Origin of the sequence: Shewanella sp. SG44-2 (assembly GCF_014164215.1) — a bacterium.
Lineage (GTDB): Bacteria > Pseudomonadota > Gammaproteobacteria > Enterobacterales > Shewanellaceae > Shewanella > Shewanella frigidimarina.
The window spans coordinates 1-18063 of sequence record NZ_JACJEU010000030.1 but is presented as its reverse complement, the minus strand read 5'-3'; the positions used below and the strand labels follow the sequence as shown (position 1 = coordinate 18063).

Sequence of the window (18063 nt, the reverse complement as noted above, 5' to 3'; positions counted from 1 at the left end):
TAAACTGAGTAAAAACGATTATAGAGTCAAAAATATCAATCGTTATCCCTCGTTCAGGTTAGTTACTCAGCAAACCTTTTTTCTAACTCATTCACTTGTGCTTGCAATGCTTCAAGCTTTTCGCGAGTTTTAAGCAACACGTGTTGCTGCACCTCAAACTCTTCGCGCGATACCACGTCCAGTTTCATCAATTGGTTTTGTAATATCTGCTTGCTGCGTTCTTCAAACTCACCTGCAAATTGCTTAACACCGCTGGGTAAGTTATCGCTTAGCTGCTTAGCGAGTTCTTCTATTTTCTTTGGATTAATCATGATGATTCCCTACTGAGACATTGATTTAATTGTAACCGAGGTAAGCGCTTTTCCAAACCCTAACTGTGATTTTTCGTTAACCGTCACCAGTTGATTCTGCTATGATCCGCCTTCGTTTAAGGCTAAGCAAGGTGTAATGATTAATGAAACTCAATCCAGGGCAAAATGAAGCCGTACATTATGTATCGGGTCCATGCTTAGTGCTCGCTGGCGCGGGGAGTGGTAAAACACGTGTAATCATTAATAAAATTGCTTACTTAGTTGAAAAATGTGGCTATAAAGCTCGCAATATTGCCGCAGTAACCTTTACCAACAAAGCCGCCCGAGAAATGAAAGAACGTGTTGCTCAGTCGATGGGCCGCAAAGAAGCGCGCGGATTATGGATTTCTACTTTTCATACATTAGGGCTCGAAATTATTAAGCGCGAACATAAAGTGCTTGGGCTTAAAGCGGGTTTTTCATTGTTTGATGATCAAGACACTTTCGCGTTATTAAAAGAACTGACCGAAGATGAGTTAGATGATGATAAAGACCTGATTAAATCTTTGGCATCAGCGATATCGAATTGGAAAGGGGGATTAGTGATCCCTCAGCAAGCAAAAAGTATGGCAAAAGACGAGCAAAGCCAATTATTTGCCATGTTATATGCTAGGTATGCTCAGCATATGAAGTCCTATAATGCGCTCGATTTTGATGACCTAATCTTAATTCCAACATTATTGTTGCGAATGAATGAAGAAGTGCGCACCCGTTGGCAAACTAAAATTCAGTACTTGCTGGTGGATGAGTATCAAGATACCAATACCAGCCAATATGAGTTAGTTAAGTTACTGGTGGGTGAGCGTGCACGTTTTACGGTGGTAGGTGATGATGATCAGTCCATTTACTCTTGGCGTGGTGCAAAGCCACAGAACCTAGTGTTATTAGGAACTGATTTTCCAAGACTTAAACTGATCAAATTAGAGCAAAACTATCGTTCAAGCCAACGAATTCTCCGAGCAGCAAATATTCTGATTGCTAACAACCCTCACGTGTACGACAAAGCGTTATTTAGTGAGTTAGCTTATGGTGAGCCATTAAGAGTATTAATTGCCGCTAACGAAGAGCAAGAAGCTGAGCGAGTGGTGGCGGAGATAATTCGACATAAGTTTGTTGGCCGAACTAAGTTTGGTGATTACGCCATTTTATATCGAGGTAATCATCAATCTCGTTTACTCGAACGATCGCTTATGACCAACCGTATTCCTTATAAGCTTAGTGGCGGTACTTCATTTTTCTCTCGTGCAGAAATTAAAGATATCATGGGGTATTTGCGTTTAGTGGTTAACCCGGACGATGACAATGCTTTTTTGCGGGTGGTTAACTTACCTAAGCGTGGTATTGGCCCTGCGTCGCTGGAGCGTTTAGGTAATTTTGCCAATCAAAAGCATATATCATTATTTGAAGCTATTTTTGATGTTGAACTCAATCATCATTTAGCGCCTGCAGCGGTTAACTCTTTATATCAGTTTGGTAAGTTTATTGTTGATACCGGTGAAGTCGCCTCGCGGGGTGAGCCTGTTGAAGCGATTAAACAGCTTATTCGTAAAATTAATTACGAAGATTATCTGTACGAAACGAGTACCAGCGCTAAAGCGGCTGAAATGAGGATGAAGAATATTTCGGAATTATACCGCTGGGTTACCGAAATGCTCGAAGGTGATGAGTTAGATGAACCTATGACTTTGCCAGAAGTGGTTACTCGATTAACCCTGCGCGACATGATGGAACGCAACAGCGAGGATGAGGGTGGCGATCAAGTTCAGTTAATGACGTTACATGCCTCTAAAGGACTGGAATATCCCTTTGTATTTATGGTGGGCGTTGAAGAGCGTATTTTGCCGCATCAGTCGAGCATTGACGAAGACAATGTTGATGAAGAACGACGTCTGGCGTACGTGGGTATTACCCGTGCACAACGTGAATTATGGTTTGTAATATGCCGTGAACGTCGCCAGTTTGGTGAAACGATGCGATGTGAGCCGAGCCGTTTTTTACTTGAGTTGCCTCAAGATGATTTAATTTGGGAAAACCGTAAGCCTGTTCAAACAGAAGAGCAGCGTGTCGAAACCAGTAAAAGTCACATCGCCAACATACGCGATATGTTTAAAAAATAGTGCTAATTGGGTTGGTCTTATTGATTAGGCACAGGCCTTATGTGGCTTTTTTTTTTCGTTAAATAATTTACTGATTGCTCGGCCTTGGCCACGTACATAGCCAAGTTCTAAAAACTGCCTTACTTGTTGTTGTGTGTCTACTGTGGTGGCGTACATATCGAAATTAAGTGTTTGTGCCGTCAGTTGGTAAGCTTTGACTAATTGTAACTGTTTGTCATTGAGTAAATGCTTACTGATGTCATCATCTAGCTTTAATGCCTTAATTGGTAAAAAACTCAGGCAACTGAGTGAGCTGTAACCTGTGCCATAGCCATCGATACCGATTTGCACGCCCAGTTGCGAGATAAGCTCGAAGCCATTGATGTGATTTTCGGTGTCTTGCACTAGTGCTTTTTCGTTAAAGAATAATATTAATTTCTCAAGATGGATGTGACTACTTTTAATGGTTTGCTTGAGATTGCGTAATACGAATTTATTTTTGATGTGCTGGCTGCTAATGGATAGATGTAAGTATACAGACGGTCCATATTTTGATTTAAGAAATTGATATTGCTCACTTAAGTGAGAAAATATATAACCGTCTATATTAAGTGTGAGCTGGTATTGTGCGGCAAGCTGCTTCATCTTGCCATGTTCAATTAAGCCTTGCTCGGGATGATGCCACTCAATGTGAGGTTCAATGGCAATGATTTCACCAGTAGTAAAATCGACCACTTCAACGTAGTTAATTTCAAATTCTTGTTGGTCTAAGGCCTTTTTAAAATCAATTTCCAATTCATGTTGTAGCTTAGATTGTGCGCTGAGTTTGTCGTCAAAAATAACATAACAACCTTTACCGTTGGCTTTAGCCTGATACATGGCAGCGTCAGCATCGCGTAGTAGTGACTCACTGGTGACTAATTTATTGCGTCCACTAAATGCAATTCCGATACTGGCACCTGAGATGAACTCTTGTTTGGCGAGCTGATAGGGCATCGACAACGCTTGTAAAATACGATCACTTACCTCGATAGCATCTTCCGTGGCGTTAATAGAATCCAGCAAAATAACAAATTCATCACCGCCCATTCTTGCTAGTGTGTCGTTTTCACGCACACATGACTTGATACGTTGTGCGGTTTCAATTAAAAAGCGATCGCCTTCGAGATGACCAAAAGAATCATTGATCACTTTGAACCGATCAAGATCGATAAATAATAATGCAAACTGATCTAATCCATGTCGGCGCAAGTGTTTTAATGCTTGTGATAATCGTTCCATTAAATAGCTGCGATTGGGTAAACCAGTCAGCCCATCATGCTGAGCATCGTGTAAGAGCTGATTTTCAATCTTACGGCGCTGATTGATTTCTTGTTGAAGATTGTTGTTCAGTTCAGCGAGTGCTTTAGTGCGTTTAACCACCTTATCTTCTAACTGCTCATGGCTGTTTTTGAGCGACTCAGTCGCCAATTTACGCTCAATAGCGTTGGCCATATGCTGGGATACGAATGTCAGTAGTTCTAGATCTTTCAATTGATAAATATGAGCGTCATCCAAGCTATAAATCGTTAACGCACCAGCAATATCACCATTAATGATCAGCGGAATGCCTATCCATTGATGCATTCTATCGGTTTTGTTCAATTCTGGAGATTTTGCGTATATTTCGCCATTAGCAACCATATCAGCGATATCTTTAGAGGATAAGAGCCGAGGCAACTTATGTTCTAGAATGTATTCTGTTAGCCCGTCCTGCATAGGACGAGAGGCTGGATATTCGGTTGTCATCTGCGAAACATAAAAAGGAAATGACAACATATTGTTATCGTTTATCAATGAGATAAAGCAGTTATCAGCCGGTATTAATTGACTCATAATAGTGTGAAGTCGTAAATAGAAGTCTTGTTGGAGTACATTTGATGCAGATAGATCGGCAATTTCGAATAAAGCTTTTTGTAATTTTTCGGCTTTAACGCGCTCAGTTATTTCTTTTTTGACTTTTTCATAAGCCTGGCTGAGTTCTTTAGTGCGTTCAACAATGGCTTGTTCTAGCTGTTCATGATGCTCAAGCCGTTCCATAACCCCAGAAATATGATGACAAATGAAACCCATTAATTCTAATTCAAGTTCACCGTAAGTATTGGCTTCGTTATAGCTTTGCACAACAAGTACACCACTGACGATTTCTTGGTTCTTGATGGGTACGCCAAGCCATTGATGACTTGGAGAGCCTAGGCTTTTAATATCGCCACTTGCGATCAATTCATTAAACTTAATATCGTCGCATAATAAAGGTGTGCCATTACGGAGCACATAACCTGTTAAGCCACTATTGAGTAATGCCGATATTTCTTGGTCTGGGTAGAGTTCCGTTGGGTGAGAATCTTGTTGGTCGGCAAAAAAAGGTAAACTTGTCAGTCCGGTTTTAGGGTCTTGAGAGGCAATAAAAAAGTTCTCCGCAGGGATAAGTTGCTGCAGATGTAAGTGTACTCGTTGATAAAAATCATCAAGAGAAGTGACCTGGGTCGCAATATTGGAGATACCCAGTAAAGCGTTTTGAATAATTTCAGAACGCTTATATTTTTTAGCCAAACGCTTTAAGCGAGCTATCCTTTTTTGCAGATGCTCGACTCGTGGAGAAGCTATTGAGTGACTTATTGCAGTATCCATACCCTTGTTGACCGTTATCCTATTAATTATGCGAACAAATTATTGTTGAACAACCATTATAATTACCATAAATACAAATGTGATCCAAGCTAAATTAATGTCAGTATAAAGTTAAGAAGTCTCGTAAATGAGTGCGAATAAGTAAGAAGTGAGCAAATAGTTAGCGCAAATGAGTCAAAAGTTAATCAGTCAGTTAAAAAAAGCAAATCAGGGCTAGACGTGGCGGTGTTTTATCCCTAATATATGCGTCGCTAACCAAGGCGAGCGCCCATAGCTCAGCTGGATAGAGCGTACCCCTCCGGAGGGTAAGGCCGAAGGTTCGAATCCTTCTGGGCGCACCATTCGGCATGTACTGTTTCTGTCGTATTGGTTAGTAGAATTGAAAGTCAGTGGTGATTGTAGCTCAGTTGGTAGAGTCCCGGATTGTGATTCCGGTTGTCGTGGGTTCGAGCCCCATCAGTCACCCCATTCAATTTACAGCTTTATTTTCGGTGATTAGCGCAGCCCGGTAGCGCATCTCGTTTGGGACGAGAGGGTCAGAGGTTCGAATCCTCTATCACCGACCACTTTTATGTATTCCAATTAGTGTCATTTCCAATTGGCCTACCGCTCAAAAATTAAAGATAGATTTCGGTGATTAGCGCAGCCCGGTAGCGCATCTCGTTTGGGACGAGAGGGTCAGAGGTTCGAATCCTCTATCACCGACCACTTTTATGTATTCCAGTTAATATTTTTCAATTGGCTTACCGCTCAAAAATTAAAGATAGATTTCGGTGATTAGCGCAGCCCGGTAGCGCATCTCGTTTGGGACGAGAGGGTCAGAGGTTCGAATCCTCTATCACCGACCAATTAACAAAAAAGCCACTCTAATGAGTGGCTTTTTTGTTTTTCGCGATTTGATTGGTCATTATAATCGTATATTTTATTACTTAATATTGTGCATTAAAAGTGATGAATACCAATTACACCAGCTATTTATATTCGCTACCCTCATTAACTATTCATATTAATGGCGCTAACAGGGCCGACATACAATATTCCATGTCGTTTCCATATCTTTTAACCGCAACGTCGTAGCGCATCTGTTGAAAGGGGTGGTTGATACAATTCCGACAACAATAGACATAAATGCCTCTACACTGCTATTTAGGTTGTCAGAGTCGTGCCATGCCATAGCTAAACTCCATAGAGCAAGCCTTGGTAGTCGATTAAGTCGCATCACGCCTGTGGAGTTGACTGACTCATGCTTAAGCTTGAATGAGTTCTCCAGAGCCGCGTAGTACGGGTAGTACAGTGTTATCACTGCTTGGATAACCTCATAGATGACCTTAGTGAGTTTGTCGTCTGTCAATAACTCTGAATATAAAAAAACCACTCCGAAGAGTGGTTAGTCTTAATTGGTCCAACGGCTTGATATTACTTAGAGACTTAGAGCTTCACATTGACCGGCGGTACAATAAAGCCTTGATAAGCATCGACTCTAAGTTCAGTAAATCGTGTTAACTGCTTTGCTTCTTGGATCCCCGTGACAATCACTTGAATATCTAATCCTTTAGCTACATTCACTAAAGCACGACATAATTCACTGTTGTGTTGATTCTCTTCAATATAAGCAAATGACTGGTCTAGTTTGACATAATTTGGACGCAGGCTTTGTAAGTAGGCCATTGAGCCGAATTGACGGCCAAAATGATCGATACCAAACTGAGCACCAGAATCTCGAATGACTTTGCAGAGATTTTCGCAAGATTCTAAATCGCTATATACACTCGCCTCTGGGATTTCAAAGCAAATACGTTCAGCGTATTTATTTGCCCGAAGAAACTGTTTTAGCCAAAGATGAAAATCAACATCGCTTATGCTCTGATAAGTAAGGTTGATGGCGACGCGTTCATAATTGCGCTCGAGTAAACGATGTTCATTGACTGTTTCTATTAAACAACGATCGAACATTGTGCCTAGTGAAAGTAATTCTATGTATGGTACAAACTGACCTGCGTGCAAGATTGTGTCGCCAATTTGCAGTTGGCAATATAGCTCACGCTGACAAATTTCATCTTTGGCACAAAGTTGGATCGGCTGCCAACGAAATTGGAATTTTTTGTTCTTTATGGCATGACTTAAATTATTGCGCCATTCTTCACGGGTAAACAGCTGCTTTTGGGTGTTCTCAAACCAATGGAACACTTTGTCGTCTTTAATGGACTGCTGGAGTGCGTTATCTGCTTGTGCCAACATATCTGACACTGTCATTTGTCCTAGACGTTCTGCGACACCAATATAAAACTGTTCGTTTGGTTTACAGCCAGCTTTAGATATTTCTTTATTAACAGTACGTATGAGGCTTTGTAAATACTTAGCCAGTTGGTCATGTTCACAGTCTTCAACAAGGAAGGCGAATTCATACGCTGCAATACGGGCGATAACAGAAGAAGCTATTTCATCTTGATGATGTTGCAGCTTTTCAGCCAGTATGCGAATAGTCTCATCGCGAACTTGGAAACCGTATTTGCTATGTACATCCTCTAGCCAATCCATTTTGACTAAGTAAAGTGCGCCTGTACTGGGTTCGCTTAACCAACCATTAACTCGACTGACCATATATTGTCTATTTGGTAGCCCTGAGACTTGATCAACAAGATTTTTCTTTCTTAATGCAGAGACTTCTTCGTCAAGAGAATTAAATACTTGTTTTAATTGCGCTGACATACTGTTAAATGCGTTGACTAGCTCTTTAAGCTCCCTCGTTTTTGGCGTTGGCATATCGGGGCCAAATTGTTGTGCTGCTATTTGCTTGGCATGTAAGGAAAGTGTGTTTAAAGGTTTTAAAATCCAGCTTAATCCCACTCGCGCAAATATAATGGCGATAAGAAATAAGATTGAAAATAGAATAATTATGTCGGAAATAATCCGCCATAATTCCTGATAGCCAAACCCTGGGTGAGCTGTAATTTCAAGTGTAGCAAGCTGTAACCAACCAGAGGTAATAGTGGTTTGTTTTTTAATGGTTTTAAACAGGTTGAGATCAATAAACCATTGGGGAATATTTTCGACTCGAACAGAGTTATTCCACACTTGTTGCTTACCATCCACTAACCAAGTTAATTTGATTTGTTGATAATAGCCGCCTTCAAAAATAACATTGACTAATGTTTCTGCACCGGCATCATCACCAGCTTCTAAAACAGGAGTGAGCATTAATCCTAATGAATTACTGGCATTATTGAGATCAGATTCCATTTGTTTGGATAAGAAACCTTGGGTTTCTGAAAATTGTACATAGGCTACGCTTGCAATCGTTAACAAGAAAAGCCCGAAAAGTAACGCATAGATCTGCCTGAACAGGGTCATGTTGTCACTACTCCATGTTGAGTTTGGGTTGGCGTAAGCGGTCTACACCTAATCTAAGTTTAAGGTCAGTCCATTTTTCAAGGCGTGATGATGAACCAGCTAACACACCTCGGCCTCTTTCTTTGTTTAGCCATAATTGTTTACCGTTAAAACTGTAAACAGGCAGAAGATCTTTTCGTTTTGTTGCCAATTTTATGGTTTTATCCAAATTATCGAGTACTAACGGGATCGAGTTAGGCTTTTCATAATATGCTAAAACCATATGATACTGATTCAACGATGTGGCTTTTACCATAGTGATCCTAAGTTTATCTTCAGGAATACCTAGCTGGAGAAGGGTAAAATACTTTGCGATTGAGAAGTCTTCACAATCCCCTCCGTTAACCCCAATAAACTCCATCGGTGATGCCCAATAATTGGAATCACCCCATAGTGTTTGATCATCAATGAATCGAAATAAATTAAAAAACTGATTAACTTTTTCTAACTTATCAATTTCAGCAAGTTGCTGCGAATCATTGACGATTTTAAACCAAGCGTTTGCTCGTAATCCTGCTCGTTCGCCATAGCGTTTCGATAAAGCCGACACGGTTTTTTGCTGATTTAATTCTTGTGTCGGTGCGGCATATAAACATGAAACTAAAAGGGCCGATGCCATAATAAAAATATGACAGACCCTTTTATGCAACAATGTCGTTACTTTGCTGTCGTATCGACTCAACTAATCAATGCCTTGTCCGTTAGTCAATTTGCTCATCAACTGTGTAGATATTCCATCTCATTTCTGGAATGGTGTCATCGGCTGTGACTTCAGCTATCACACGGCGATTACGTTCTTCTGCTTCTGGTGTACCACTGTTATCAATAGGGCGATCAAAGCTATAACCCGTCGCGTTTAGACGGCTTGGATCGATACCAAATGTATTTTCTAACACTTCAATAACCGCTTTAGCACGTTTTTGAGATAACGCTAAATTAAGCTCATAGCTACCCCGTTTACTTGTATGACCTTCAATCGTTACCTTAGTAGTAGGGTAGGTTGTCATAACATTAGCGACGCGTTCAATTTGGTTATAATATTGAGGTTCGATAACCACTGAATTATTACTAAATAGGATTTTTAAGTCTTGGCGCTCATTGATATCTTTGACGCTACCACAACCATAGTTGTCGACAGCGGCCCCAATGAGGGTGCCCGCACAACGTTCTCTGGCCATTATCACACCATCACGATCACTGTCGGCAAGATCAAAATTTTGTTGTGTAGAAGCACTAGACTCGACAATATCGTTGACTGAACAACCTGTTGTAATCAATGCGAGTAAAATCATCAAATATTTCATTATTTAACACCTCCCTCATATTCACGCTCACCACGCCATTCTCCTGGACGTGTAACTCGAAGTGAGTCAAGTAGATCACCTGTCGCATTCAATACTCGATAGCGAGCTGCAATTTCATCATACTCGGTTTGCAAGTAGTCCTTACGCGCTTCAAATAGTTCATTCTCGGTATCGAGCAAATCGAGCAAAGTACGTTGGCCTAAGTTAAATTGTTGCACATAAGCCACTTGAGTCTGCTTTGCTGCTACAACATGTTCACGGATGAATTGTTTTTGTGGGGCTAGCATTTCATAAGCATTCCAAGCTAAAGAAACACCCTCAACAACTTGCCGGTAAGCACGTTGTTGGATCTCTTTTGCTTCGTTGACTTTATAGGCTGTTTCTCTGTCTTTTGAGACGTCTTTACCACCTGAGAAAAGGTTATATTTAACCCGAACCATAGCAACTAAATCATTGTTATAGCCGTTAACATTTTGGCTGTTAATTGCGCTGTAGCCATCTTCACCGTCAGTATCATTATTCCAGTTACCATTAAGTTCCAAGCTTAATTGTGGAAAGTAGTTGGCTTGGGCTGAGCTACGCTCTTTTTTTGCGGCATTAATATCGCTTTCTGCTGATTTTAATACTGGGTGTTTCGATTTTGCTGCCATGAGGCCTTTATCTAAACTTTTTGGTAGCATATCTGCATCAGGCACTGGCAAGATTAGGTCATCAGGCTTTGCTTCAACAATTCTGATATAAGCTGCACGAGCATCTTCTAAATTGTTTTGAGCCGAAATCACATTGGCGTTTGCACGGGCAAGGCGACCTGTGATTTGCGACAAATCGGCAATTGAACCTAAACCAGAGTCAGTGCGCTGTTTGATTTGATCGTAAATCTCTTTATGACTCGCAAGGTTTTTCTCGGAAAGTAATAATACTTGATCGCTACGGATGTAGTTCAAGTAGACCTTTGCAACATCCAATGCCATATCTTCAGCTGCAGCAAATAATGCCCACTGGTCAGCACTGGCTTCAAAAGAATAACGATCGACTTCGCTACTAGTATAAAAACCATCAAACAGCATTTGTTTGATACTAAAACCGGCTTCGCCACGTTCTAAATCAATCATACCGTCATTATCAACATCGCCTTGGCCTAATTTACGACGAGTTGAAGGGCTATCGGTTTGCTCCCAGCCATAGCCCGCAGAAATATCTACGGTTGGCATATAGCCTGCTACTGCTTGATTAACTTGCTCTTCGCGCGCTTTAAAACGATTAAAAGCAATACGTAAGTCTGGGTTTGTGTCTAGCGTATGCGCAACAGCTTGCTCAAGAGTCTGGCTTGAGGCTGTTGGCACTATCAACATTGATAAAGCAAGAGCTACAGCACTTAGCTTTATTTGTTGATTTATAATAGTTTTCATAAAAAACCCTCCTGGTTCTTCTTAGCGCTCTCTAAGGGCGGTATCTTTCGCTCTTAAAATTGGATTTAAAATGTACTCAAGTATGGATCTCTTTCCTGTAATGACATCTACTGATGTGAGCATTCCAGGGATTATTGGCATCTCTGTGCCATCGTCTTTCATTAAACTGGATTCTTGTGTTCGCACTTTTACAATATAGAAGCTGTTGCCTTCTTCATCCTGTGATGTATCGGCACTAATGTGTTCAACGGTTCCTTTTAACCCGCCATAACGGGTAAAGTCATATGCGGTGACTTTTACGATAGCGGGTAATCCTGGATGTAAAAAAGCAATATCTTTAGGAGTGATTTTGGTTTCTATCAGTAGTTTATCTTCTGATGGAACAATTTCCATAATCTCTTCGCCTGGCTGCACAACGCCACCTAAGGTATTAAAGTTAATTTTTTTAATTGTTCCTATAACAGGAGAGGCAATGACAGCTTTACTGACCTTATCAAATGCGCCTTTTTGTGCCTGATTCATACGTGATAATTTTGTTTGCATTTCATTGAGCTGTGCACGTAAATCAGTGGCATAAACAAATACTGCTTCTCGGCGCTTTAAGATGGCTTCATCCATAGACGCTTTCACTTTTGGACGCAAGAGCCTAACCGATTGTAGTTCGCCTTGAATATCATTTACCGTACGCTCAAGTTTGAGCAGTTCAACTTCAGGAACAATGCCTTTACGGGCTAATGGGCGAGTTAACTCAAGCTCGCGAGATACTAGTTGATAACTTGTCGTAAGAGTACTAATTCTAGAGGCTAACTCTTCAATTTCTTGTTGGCGCTGCTGGATCTGACGTACAAGAATTTCTAATTGGTTGCTTAAATTATCTAATCGAATCGAATATTCTTCTTGTTGACGCTTAACCAGTTCTGGCTCTTCGTCAATAATGGTCTGCGGAAATACCAAGTTCTGTTTGGTTATTTTGACCTGTTGGCGCCAGTCTGAAGACATATCTGAAATAATAATACTGTCTAATTCAGTGCGCATGCGAATAATATTAGTTTGTAATCCGAACACTTCCTGTTCTTGTTGGTCGAAATCTGAGCGGAATCGAGTATCATCAATCCGGGCTAAAGGTTGTCCTTTAGTGACCATCCCACCTTCTTGGACATAGATTTCCTGTAAAATTCCGCCATCTAGACTTTGGATAATTTGAATCTGTGAAGACGGAATAACTTTACCGGTTCCAGATGTCACCTGATCTAATTCTGAGAAGTAAGCCCAAATAAAAAAACACACCATCATAGCGGCCAGTGACCAAATGATAAGACGATGTCCTGACGGGGCATCGGTCATCATGGCACCATAAACGTCATCAACCATTTCTAAGTCGGCTACGGTAAGATGCTTACTCATGAGTTTTGGTCTCCAGCAACTGTCCCTGCATTGAGTTTAGCTAGGACTTCATCTTTAGGACCATCAGCCACTACATGACCACGTTCGAGCACAATAATGCGATCGACTAGATTTAATAAATGCATCTTATGGGTAATGAGTAATAATGTTCTGTCGCGACTAACCAGTTGCATTGAGCGAATAAACTGTTTTTCTGCTCTAGCATCCAGGCTTGCTGTTGGTTCATCCATTAATAATATCGAGGGATCATTCAATGTTGCTCTGGCTAAAGCGACGGTTTGTCGTTGGCCACGACTGAGTGACAAGCCTCCTTCACCAACTTGTTGATCTAATCCTTCAGACTCTAAGTTAGTAAACATACTTACACCAGAAAGCTGGATAGCTCTTATTAATTGATGTTCAGTCACTTGCCTAGAACCGAATAAAATATTGTCGCGAATAGTCCCATGAAACAAGGTGACGTCTTGAGGTAAATAGCCAAAGTTACGTCTTAGGTCGCTAGGGTGAATCTGTCCTGCATCTAATCCATCATAGCGCAGGCTGCCTTGAGTTGGTTTGTACAGTCCGAGTAGTAATTTGGCTAGGGTGCTTTTACCTGAGCCGTTACGGCCGATAATGGCAATACGCTCACCAGGATTAATCTGTATTGATAAAGGGTGTAGGCTTGGTTTTTCGGATCCAGGGAAGCTAAAACTGATATTATCCGCTTCAATTTTTCCCATAAATCGTTCTTTACTGGCTAGGTTTCCTTTGTCTTCAAACTCATCTTCTTGTTCCATTATTGCGTCTAATTGGCGCAGTGAACTGATGGTATGATTACCTCGGGTAATTAACCCTGCTAATTGAGCCATCGGAGATATAGCTCTGCTAGATAGCATGACTGCGGCAATGATCCCACCCATGGAAATTTCGTTTTCTGCTAGTCGATACACACCTAATATCACCACTAATACCACGGTTAATTGCACCATAAAATTAGCTATATGGCTGACATAATTAGACAGTTTTTTGGTTTTGAGCTGCCAATTGGCTGTATGGCCAATCATTTGTTGCCAGCTTTTTTGTACTAACCCTTCGGCACCATTGGCTTTAATTGACTCTAACGCGGTTAAACTTTCAATCAAATGGCCATGCTTTAAACTGGCAAAGCGATTACTTTCTTCAATTGCTTGTTTCAGTTTAGGTTGTAGATAAAAGGTGACTGCAATAATGACTAAGCTGCAAATCACCGGAATAATGGCTAAATCGCCAGCAACAATATAAATGATGATCACGAATAGTAATGCAAATGGTAAATCAACTAACGCAGTAATGGTTGCGGAGGTTAAAAACTCCCGAATACTGTCAAACTCACCTAGCTGCCTAGCCATACCTCCGACACTTGGTGAGCGTTTAGATAATGGAATACCAATGGCTTTTGCAAATAATTTTGAAGAAACAATAATGTCGACTTTTTTACCTGCGATATCGATTAAATAGCTGCGTAATTGGCGCATGATAAAGTCGAATATGTAGGCAATGCTTGCCCCAATGGCTAAAACCCATAGTGATTCAAATGCAAGATTGGGCACCACTTTATCATAGACATTCATAATAAATAGTGGTGAAACCAATGCAAACAGGTTGACCAATACTGAGGCTATAAGGGCATCGCGGTAAATAGGAGCAGAGTCTTTAATACTTTGTAGCAGCCAATGCGTACTGCTGTCATGCAGGTGAACATCAAAACTTTTGTCACCACGGTAATCTTGTTTAACTAAAAATAAGTAACCTACATATAAGGTTTCTAAGCCTTCAATTGTCAGAGTCTCTTCGCCGCCCGTTTCAGGTAATTGTATAACGGCTTGGTCTTGCTCTAGATCGATTTTTCTTAGAATACAGGCCTTTTTATCTTTTAATAATAAGATACAAGGCAATAATATGTCAGAAATTTGATTTAAATCTTTGCGTGATAACTTAGCTGAAAGTCCAGCTCTGGCTGCAGCTTGAGGGATTAAATCCGGCGTAATGACTGCACCAGACAAAGGAAGACCTGCCGCAAGGGAATCTATTGAGCAAGGACTTCCAAAATGTTCAGTTAATAAAACCAAACAATCGAGTAATGGATCGACGGTTACCCGCTGGGAAGCAGAGATCGTCCACTGCTCACTTTTGTTAGACGCAGTTATAGGCACCTAATCATTATCCTTAATGTTTATTGTTAGAGTAATCAAATATGCGCCACATAATACTATGTGACGCAGTCAATGTGTTGTTATTAAGGAATAATATTTCCATTATGTTGATCAAATAGATCAGCATGACTGGTTCCTGGCGACGGTGCAGGGTTGACGGTTGCAGTATCTACAATGAGTGCACCATCATTAAGCAAACCGTTAATGATCACTCCGTCAGTGGTGCTACCGTATTCTTGCGACAGGTCGACACCATCCAGAACAATAACTTGGTCAATACTACCATTATGGTCGGCATCGATAGAAATTGTCGTGCTGCCATTATTGAACGAGAAATCTAAGTAGTTATCTAAATCGCCGTTCTGTTCATTCTGCAATAAATCACTGATATGAAGGGAGTCATTATTGACTTCGAAGTCTTTAATCGTATCGGTACCAGTATCGCCCTTAGACCATACAAACGTATCGTTACCCAAGCCACCAATTAGCGTGTCATTACCTAAGCCGCCAATAAGAACGTCATTACCTTCACCACCATAGATAACATCGTTGCCACCTTGGCCAAACAGAATATCGTCACCTATACCGCCATCGAGAATGTCGTTACCATCATTTTGGTTGTTGATATTAAATTCATTTACATGGTCACGAATGTAATCATGCACTGCTCTTACATCAACATCACCAACGTTTTGGCCTGTTTTGTCTGCGACATAGGTTTGTAAAGCCACATACCCTTGCTCTGATGAACCGCTAAATCTAACTAAGTCACCAAAGATAATGTCATCACCTTGGTTACCGACAGTATTGTCGTCACCTTGTGATTGAAGTGTCTCAGAACCTGTGATGATGCTTGATAAATCAGATACATCAATCGACGCACGAACATTGCCGTCTGTATCGTATAGCTTCAAGTTAGCTTCATTAACAGTGGTGCCACCGTTTGCACTTGCTAAGCTTATCGCTTCAACTTCAGACACTGCAGCGAGTAAGTTAAACGTGTGAATAGCCTGATTAGTACTATTTGTTCCATTATCGGTATAGCCAGTGAATTTATTATTACTATCAAAACTAATTTGGCCAATTTTAGCGCCTGTATAAGGTGAATAAACCGCACCGTTAGAATTGACAACAACTTGGTTATCAAAGCTAATTATTGTGCCTTTACTATAGTTTGTACCTATTAGTTCACTCAAGCTCACATAACTGTTTGTGGTCGCGTCATGGCCAATCAATACTTTAGTTACATCTCTATCAACGGTCTGGACATTTGGTGAACCGTCAGTAATGAAATAAGAAATATTATTTCCCACATTTTGTTGGATTGCTGAACTAGTAAACCAGTCTATTGCCGACTCAAATCCAGCTTCATAGTTTGTGGAGCCTGATGCACCAGCTGAGTTCAGTTTAGCCATTAAAGTTTCAACAGCTTTTGGATCGTCCATGTTAACTGACACTGAATAATTTGAACCTGTGGCAAAATTAGTCAGTAATACGTTAACAATACCACTATGAGAGCCAGTCGCACTATTTGCGAGTGATTCAAAGACGGCTTCCAGCTGAGTTATCGCTTCTGCTATTACGCCTCTCATGCTGCCGGAAGTATCGAAAATAAATGCAATATTGTAGTTCTCTCCAGCAACAATCTGTAAACCTTGTTGATCACTGACAATAATATCGTTATTTGGCGTTCCTTTAATCACGTCATTACCAGGATTGCCGTTATAACTGACGTAAGTGGAGCTAGCGTCAGCTTCTCCAACAATGTTAATTGTCACTGTCGCTGTGTCAGTAGCGCCATATTGATCAGTTACAGTATAAGTAAAGGTATCAGTTGCAAGTTGCCCAGCGGTAAGTGCTTCAAATGAATCGTTGGTATCATAAGAATAAGTACCATCACTGTGGATAGTTAGCAATGCCCCGCTTGGTAATATAACTACCTGACCATCTGTAACTATTGCGCCATTTACACCTGTTAGAGCAAATGTATGTGCTTGGGCATCAGAGTCATTATTAAGTAGACCTTGACTCGTGCTTGAAATGGTTAATACACCATCTTCTGACACTAAGTAGGTTCCCATAATAGCAGGACCAGATGCGGTAACATTTGTTAGGAAATAATCCGATGAGTCAACTAATGCTGCGCCACCATTAGCTTCACTAATGGTTTTAGTTGCTTGAAATACCAGTTGGTCGAAGACAATATTACCGGTATCAATACTGAAAGTACCAGCATCACCTGAAGTTGTCTTAAACGTATCACTTGCAACTAATTGACCATTGTAATAAGCCTTCCAAACACCTTGTTCACCATTATTTTCATTAGAGAACATGTTTGAAACACTGAATGTGGCCTGATTAACTAAGCCATTAAAATCAATAACAATTGATTCAGATGTCCCTGTAGCTGAATCATATTCGATTTGACCTGCAATTTGACCTGAAGTCCTTGGTGAACCAGCAACACCGAGTTTGTTAGAACCAGATTCTATGTTTACTACACCCATTGAGCCATCAGCTGTACGAGCTGAAATTTTCATTAAGCTCTCGCCGTTTGACTGAGGAATGGTCCAAGCGTTAGTTGCACCTGCAGTCACACTAAATGATGTACCAGGAAGGTCACCATTAGCATCAACATTGTTTATCGATGCAGTATCAGTAACAGCTGTTGATTCGTTACCTGCGGCATCAGTTTGAGTTATTTCAACGGTAATTTGTTCACCTGGACTTGGAACATCAGCTGTCCATGTGATCTCACCATTGTCGTAATTGAAAGCTATACCAGTTGTTGAACCATCTAAATTAACTAATTGACCATTTTCGAGTTTCAGATCAAATGAAACATCATAACCATTGACAGTTATGGATATTGAAACAAAACCACCTGCAACAAGGTCTGCATTATCTACTTCAGCTTTAATTTGTATCCCATTACCATTGGCAGCTATTTCATTATAATTTAACCAACCGTCTCCAGGGACTCCATCGTCTACAATAATAATTGACAGTGCAGAGGGGGCCGTTCTATCGACGCCTTGCACATCGGTTGCCACAGCAGATGGGTTACCGGCGATATCAATCACTTGCGCGGTGACATCAACATCGGTCGCGCCGGCAGTCACAGGCACTTCCACCGGATAACCGTTGTCGAGCATGTCTTGGGTGACGGTCACAGAGGCTAATACGTTGCCGCTGCCATCGGTGACCACTAAGGTGTCGCCAACTTGGGTGCCAGTCGCTAGCGTCACGGTGGCGGTCACAGTGCC

Annotated in this window: 10 protein-coding genes and 5 tRNA genes; 6 read left to right on the top strand and 9 right to left on the bottom strand. The window is 41.0% G+C overall.

Annotated elements, in window-relative coordinates; translation table 11 throughout:
• Positions 1 to 62 precede the first annotated feature (62 nt).
• A complete protein-coding gene (locus tag H5181_RS17305; protein WP_182751612.1) occupies positions 63 to 311 on the bottom strand; it encodes a ubiquinone biosynthesis accessory factor UbiK in 249 nt (82 codons plus the stop codon).
• A 143-nt stretch (positions 312 to 454) separates the two neighbouring features.
• Between H5181_RS17305 and rep the strand changes: the two genes are divergently transcribed.
• Positions 455 to 2467 carry a DNA helicase Rep gene (rep, locus tag H5181_RS17300; RefSeq protein ID WP_011635917.1) on the top strand — a complete coding sequence of 671 codons (2013 nt, stop codon included), beginning with the start codon at positions 455 to 457 and terminating at the stop codon, positions 2465 to 2467.
• Between the two features lie 24 nt (positions 2468 to 2491).
• Here rep and H5181_RS17295 read toward each other — a convergent pair whose 3' ends face one another.
• The gene (locus tag H5181_RS17295; RefSeq protein ID WP_123778367.1) at positions 2492 to 5116 is read right to left on the bottom strand and encodes a diguanylate cyclase domain-containing protein; all 2625 of its coding nucleotides are present in this window, start codon (positions 5114 to 5116) and stop codon (positions 2492 to 2494) included.
• Between the two features lie 264 nt (positions 5117 to 5380).
• Here H5181_RS17295 and H5181_RS17290 point away from each other — a divergent pair.
• The 5 genes from H5181_RS17290 (at position 5381) to H5181_RS17270 (ending at position 5964) form a co-directional block, all read left to right on the top strand.
• Positions 5381 to 5457, top strand: a tRNA-Arg gene (locus H5181_RS17290).
• Between the two features lie 51 nt (positions 5458 to 5508).
• Positions 5509 to 5584, top strand: a tRNA-His gene (locus tag H5181_RS17285).
• A 21-nt stretch (positions 5585 to 5605) separates the two neighbouring features.
• Positions 5606 to 5682, top strand: a tRNA-Pro gene (locus H5181_RS17280).
• 65 nt (positions 5683 to 5747) lie between these two features.
• A tRNA-Pro gene (locus tag H5181_RS17275) sits at positions 5748 to 5824 on the top strand.
• Between the two features lie 63 nt (positions 5825 to 5887).
• Positions 5888 to 5964: transfer RNA gene (locus tag H5181_RS17270), tRNA-Pro, on the top strand.
• 580 nt (positions 5965 to 6544) lie between these two features.
• Here the strand turns inward: H5181_RS17270 and H5181_RS17265 are convergent.
• From H5181_RS17265 to H5181_RS17235, 7 genes are all read right to left on the bottom strand, one after another.
• Complete coding sequence (locus tag H5181_RS17265; RefSeq protein ID WP_182751611.1) at positions 6545 to 8467, bottom strand: EAL domain-containing protein; 1923 nt, start codon at positions 8465 to 8467, stop codon at positions 6545 to 6547.
• A 7-nt stretch (positions 8468 to 8474) separates the two neighbouring features.
• Positions 8475 to 9125, bottom strand: a complete 651-nt coding sequence (locus H5181_RS17260; protein ID WP_182751610.1) for a transglutaminase-like cysteine peptidase — start codon at positions 9123 to 9125, stop codon at positions 8475 to 8477.
• Positions 9126 to 9207: 82 nt separating this feature from the next.
• On the bottom strand, positions 9208 to 9810 hold the full coding sequence (locus H5181_RS17255) for an OmpA family protein (protein WP_182751609.1): 603 nt from the start codon (positions 9808 to 9810) through the stop codon (positions 9208 to 9210).
• Positions 9810 to 11219 carry a TolC family outer membrane protein gene (locus H5181_RS17250; RefSeq protein WP_182751608.1) on the bottom strand — a complete coding sequence of 470 codons (1410 nt, stop codon included), beginning with the start codon at positions 11217 to 11219 and terminating at the stop codon, positions 9810 to 9812. Before H5181_RS17250 ends, H5181_RS17255 begins: the two co-directional genes overlap by 1 nt.
• Before the next feature lie 21 nt (positions 11220 to 11240).
• Positions 11241 to 12623, bottom strand: coding sequence for an HlyD family type I secretion periplasmic adaptor subunit (locus H5181_RS17245; protein ID WP_182751607.1), 1383 nt, complete (start codon positions 12621 to 12623; stop codon positions 11241 to 11243).
• Positions 12620 to 14797 carry a type I secretion system permease/ATPase gene (locus H5181_RS17240; RefSeq protein WP_182751606.1) on the bottom strand — a complete coding sequence of 726 codons (2178 nt, stop codon included), beginning with the start codon at positions 14795 to 14797 and terminating at the stop codon, positions 12620 to 12622. Before H5181_RS17240 ends, H5181_RS17245 begins: the two co-directional genes overlap by 4 nt.
• 83 nt (positions 14798 to 14880) lie before the next feature.
• Positions 14881 to 18063 (bottom strand): type I secretion C-terminal target domain-containing protein (locus H5181_RS17235; RefSeq protein WP_182751605.1); only part of this gene is annotated, 3183 nt, incomplete at its 5' end.

What these genes read in the sequence shown, in the direction of transcription:
- H5181_RS17305 (WP_182751612.1), bottom strand. Translation starts at nt 311, where the DNA reads ATGATTAATCCAAAGAAAATAGAAGAACTCGCTAAGCAGCTAAGCGAT.
- rep (WP_011635917.1), top strand. Translation starts at nt 455, where the DNA reads ATGAAACTCAATCCAGGGCAAAATGAAGCCGTACATTATGTATCGGGT.
- H5181_RS17295 (WP_123778367.1), bottom strand. Translation starts at nt 5,116, where the DNA reads ATGGATACTGCAATAAGTCACTCAATAGCTTCTCCACGAGTCGAGCAT.
- H5181_RS17265 (WP_182751611.1), bottom strand. Translation starts at nt 8,467, where the DNA reads ATGACCCTGTTCAGGCAGATCTATGCGTTACTTTTCGGGCTTTTCTTG.
- H5181_RS17260 (WP_182751610.1), bottom strand. Translation starts at nt 9,125, where the DNA reads ATGGCATCGGCCCTTTTAGTTTCATGTTTATATGCCGCACCGACACAA.
- H5181_RS17255 (WP_182751609.1), bottom strand. Translation starts at nt 9,810, where the DNA reads ATGAAATATTTGATGATTTTACTCGCATTGATTACAACAGGTTGTTCA.
- H5181_RS17250 (WP_182751608.1), bottom strand. Translation starts at nt 11,219, where the DNA reads ATGAAAACTATTATAAATCAACAAATAAAGCTAAGTGCTGTAGCTCTT.
- H5181_RS17245 (WP_182751607.1), bottom strand. Translation starts at nt 12,623, where the DNA reads ATGAGTAAGCATCTTACCGTAGCCGACTTAGAAATGGTTGATGACGTT.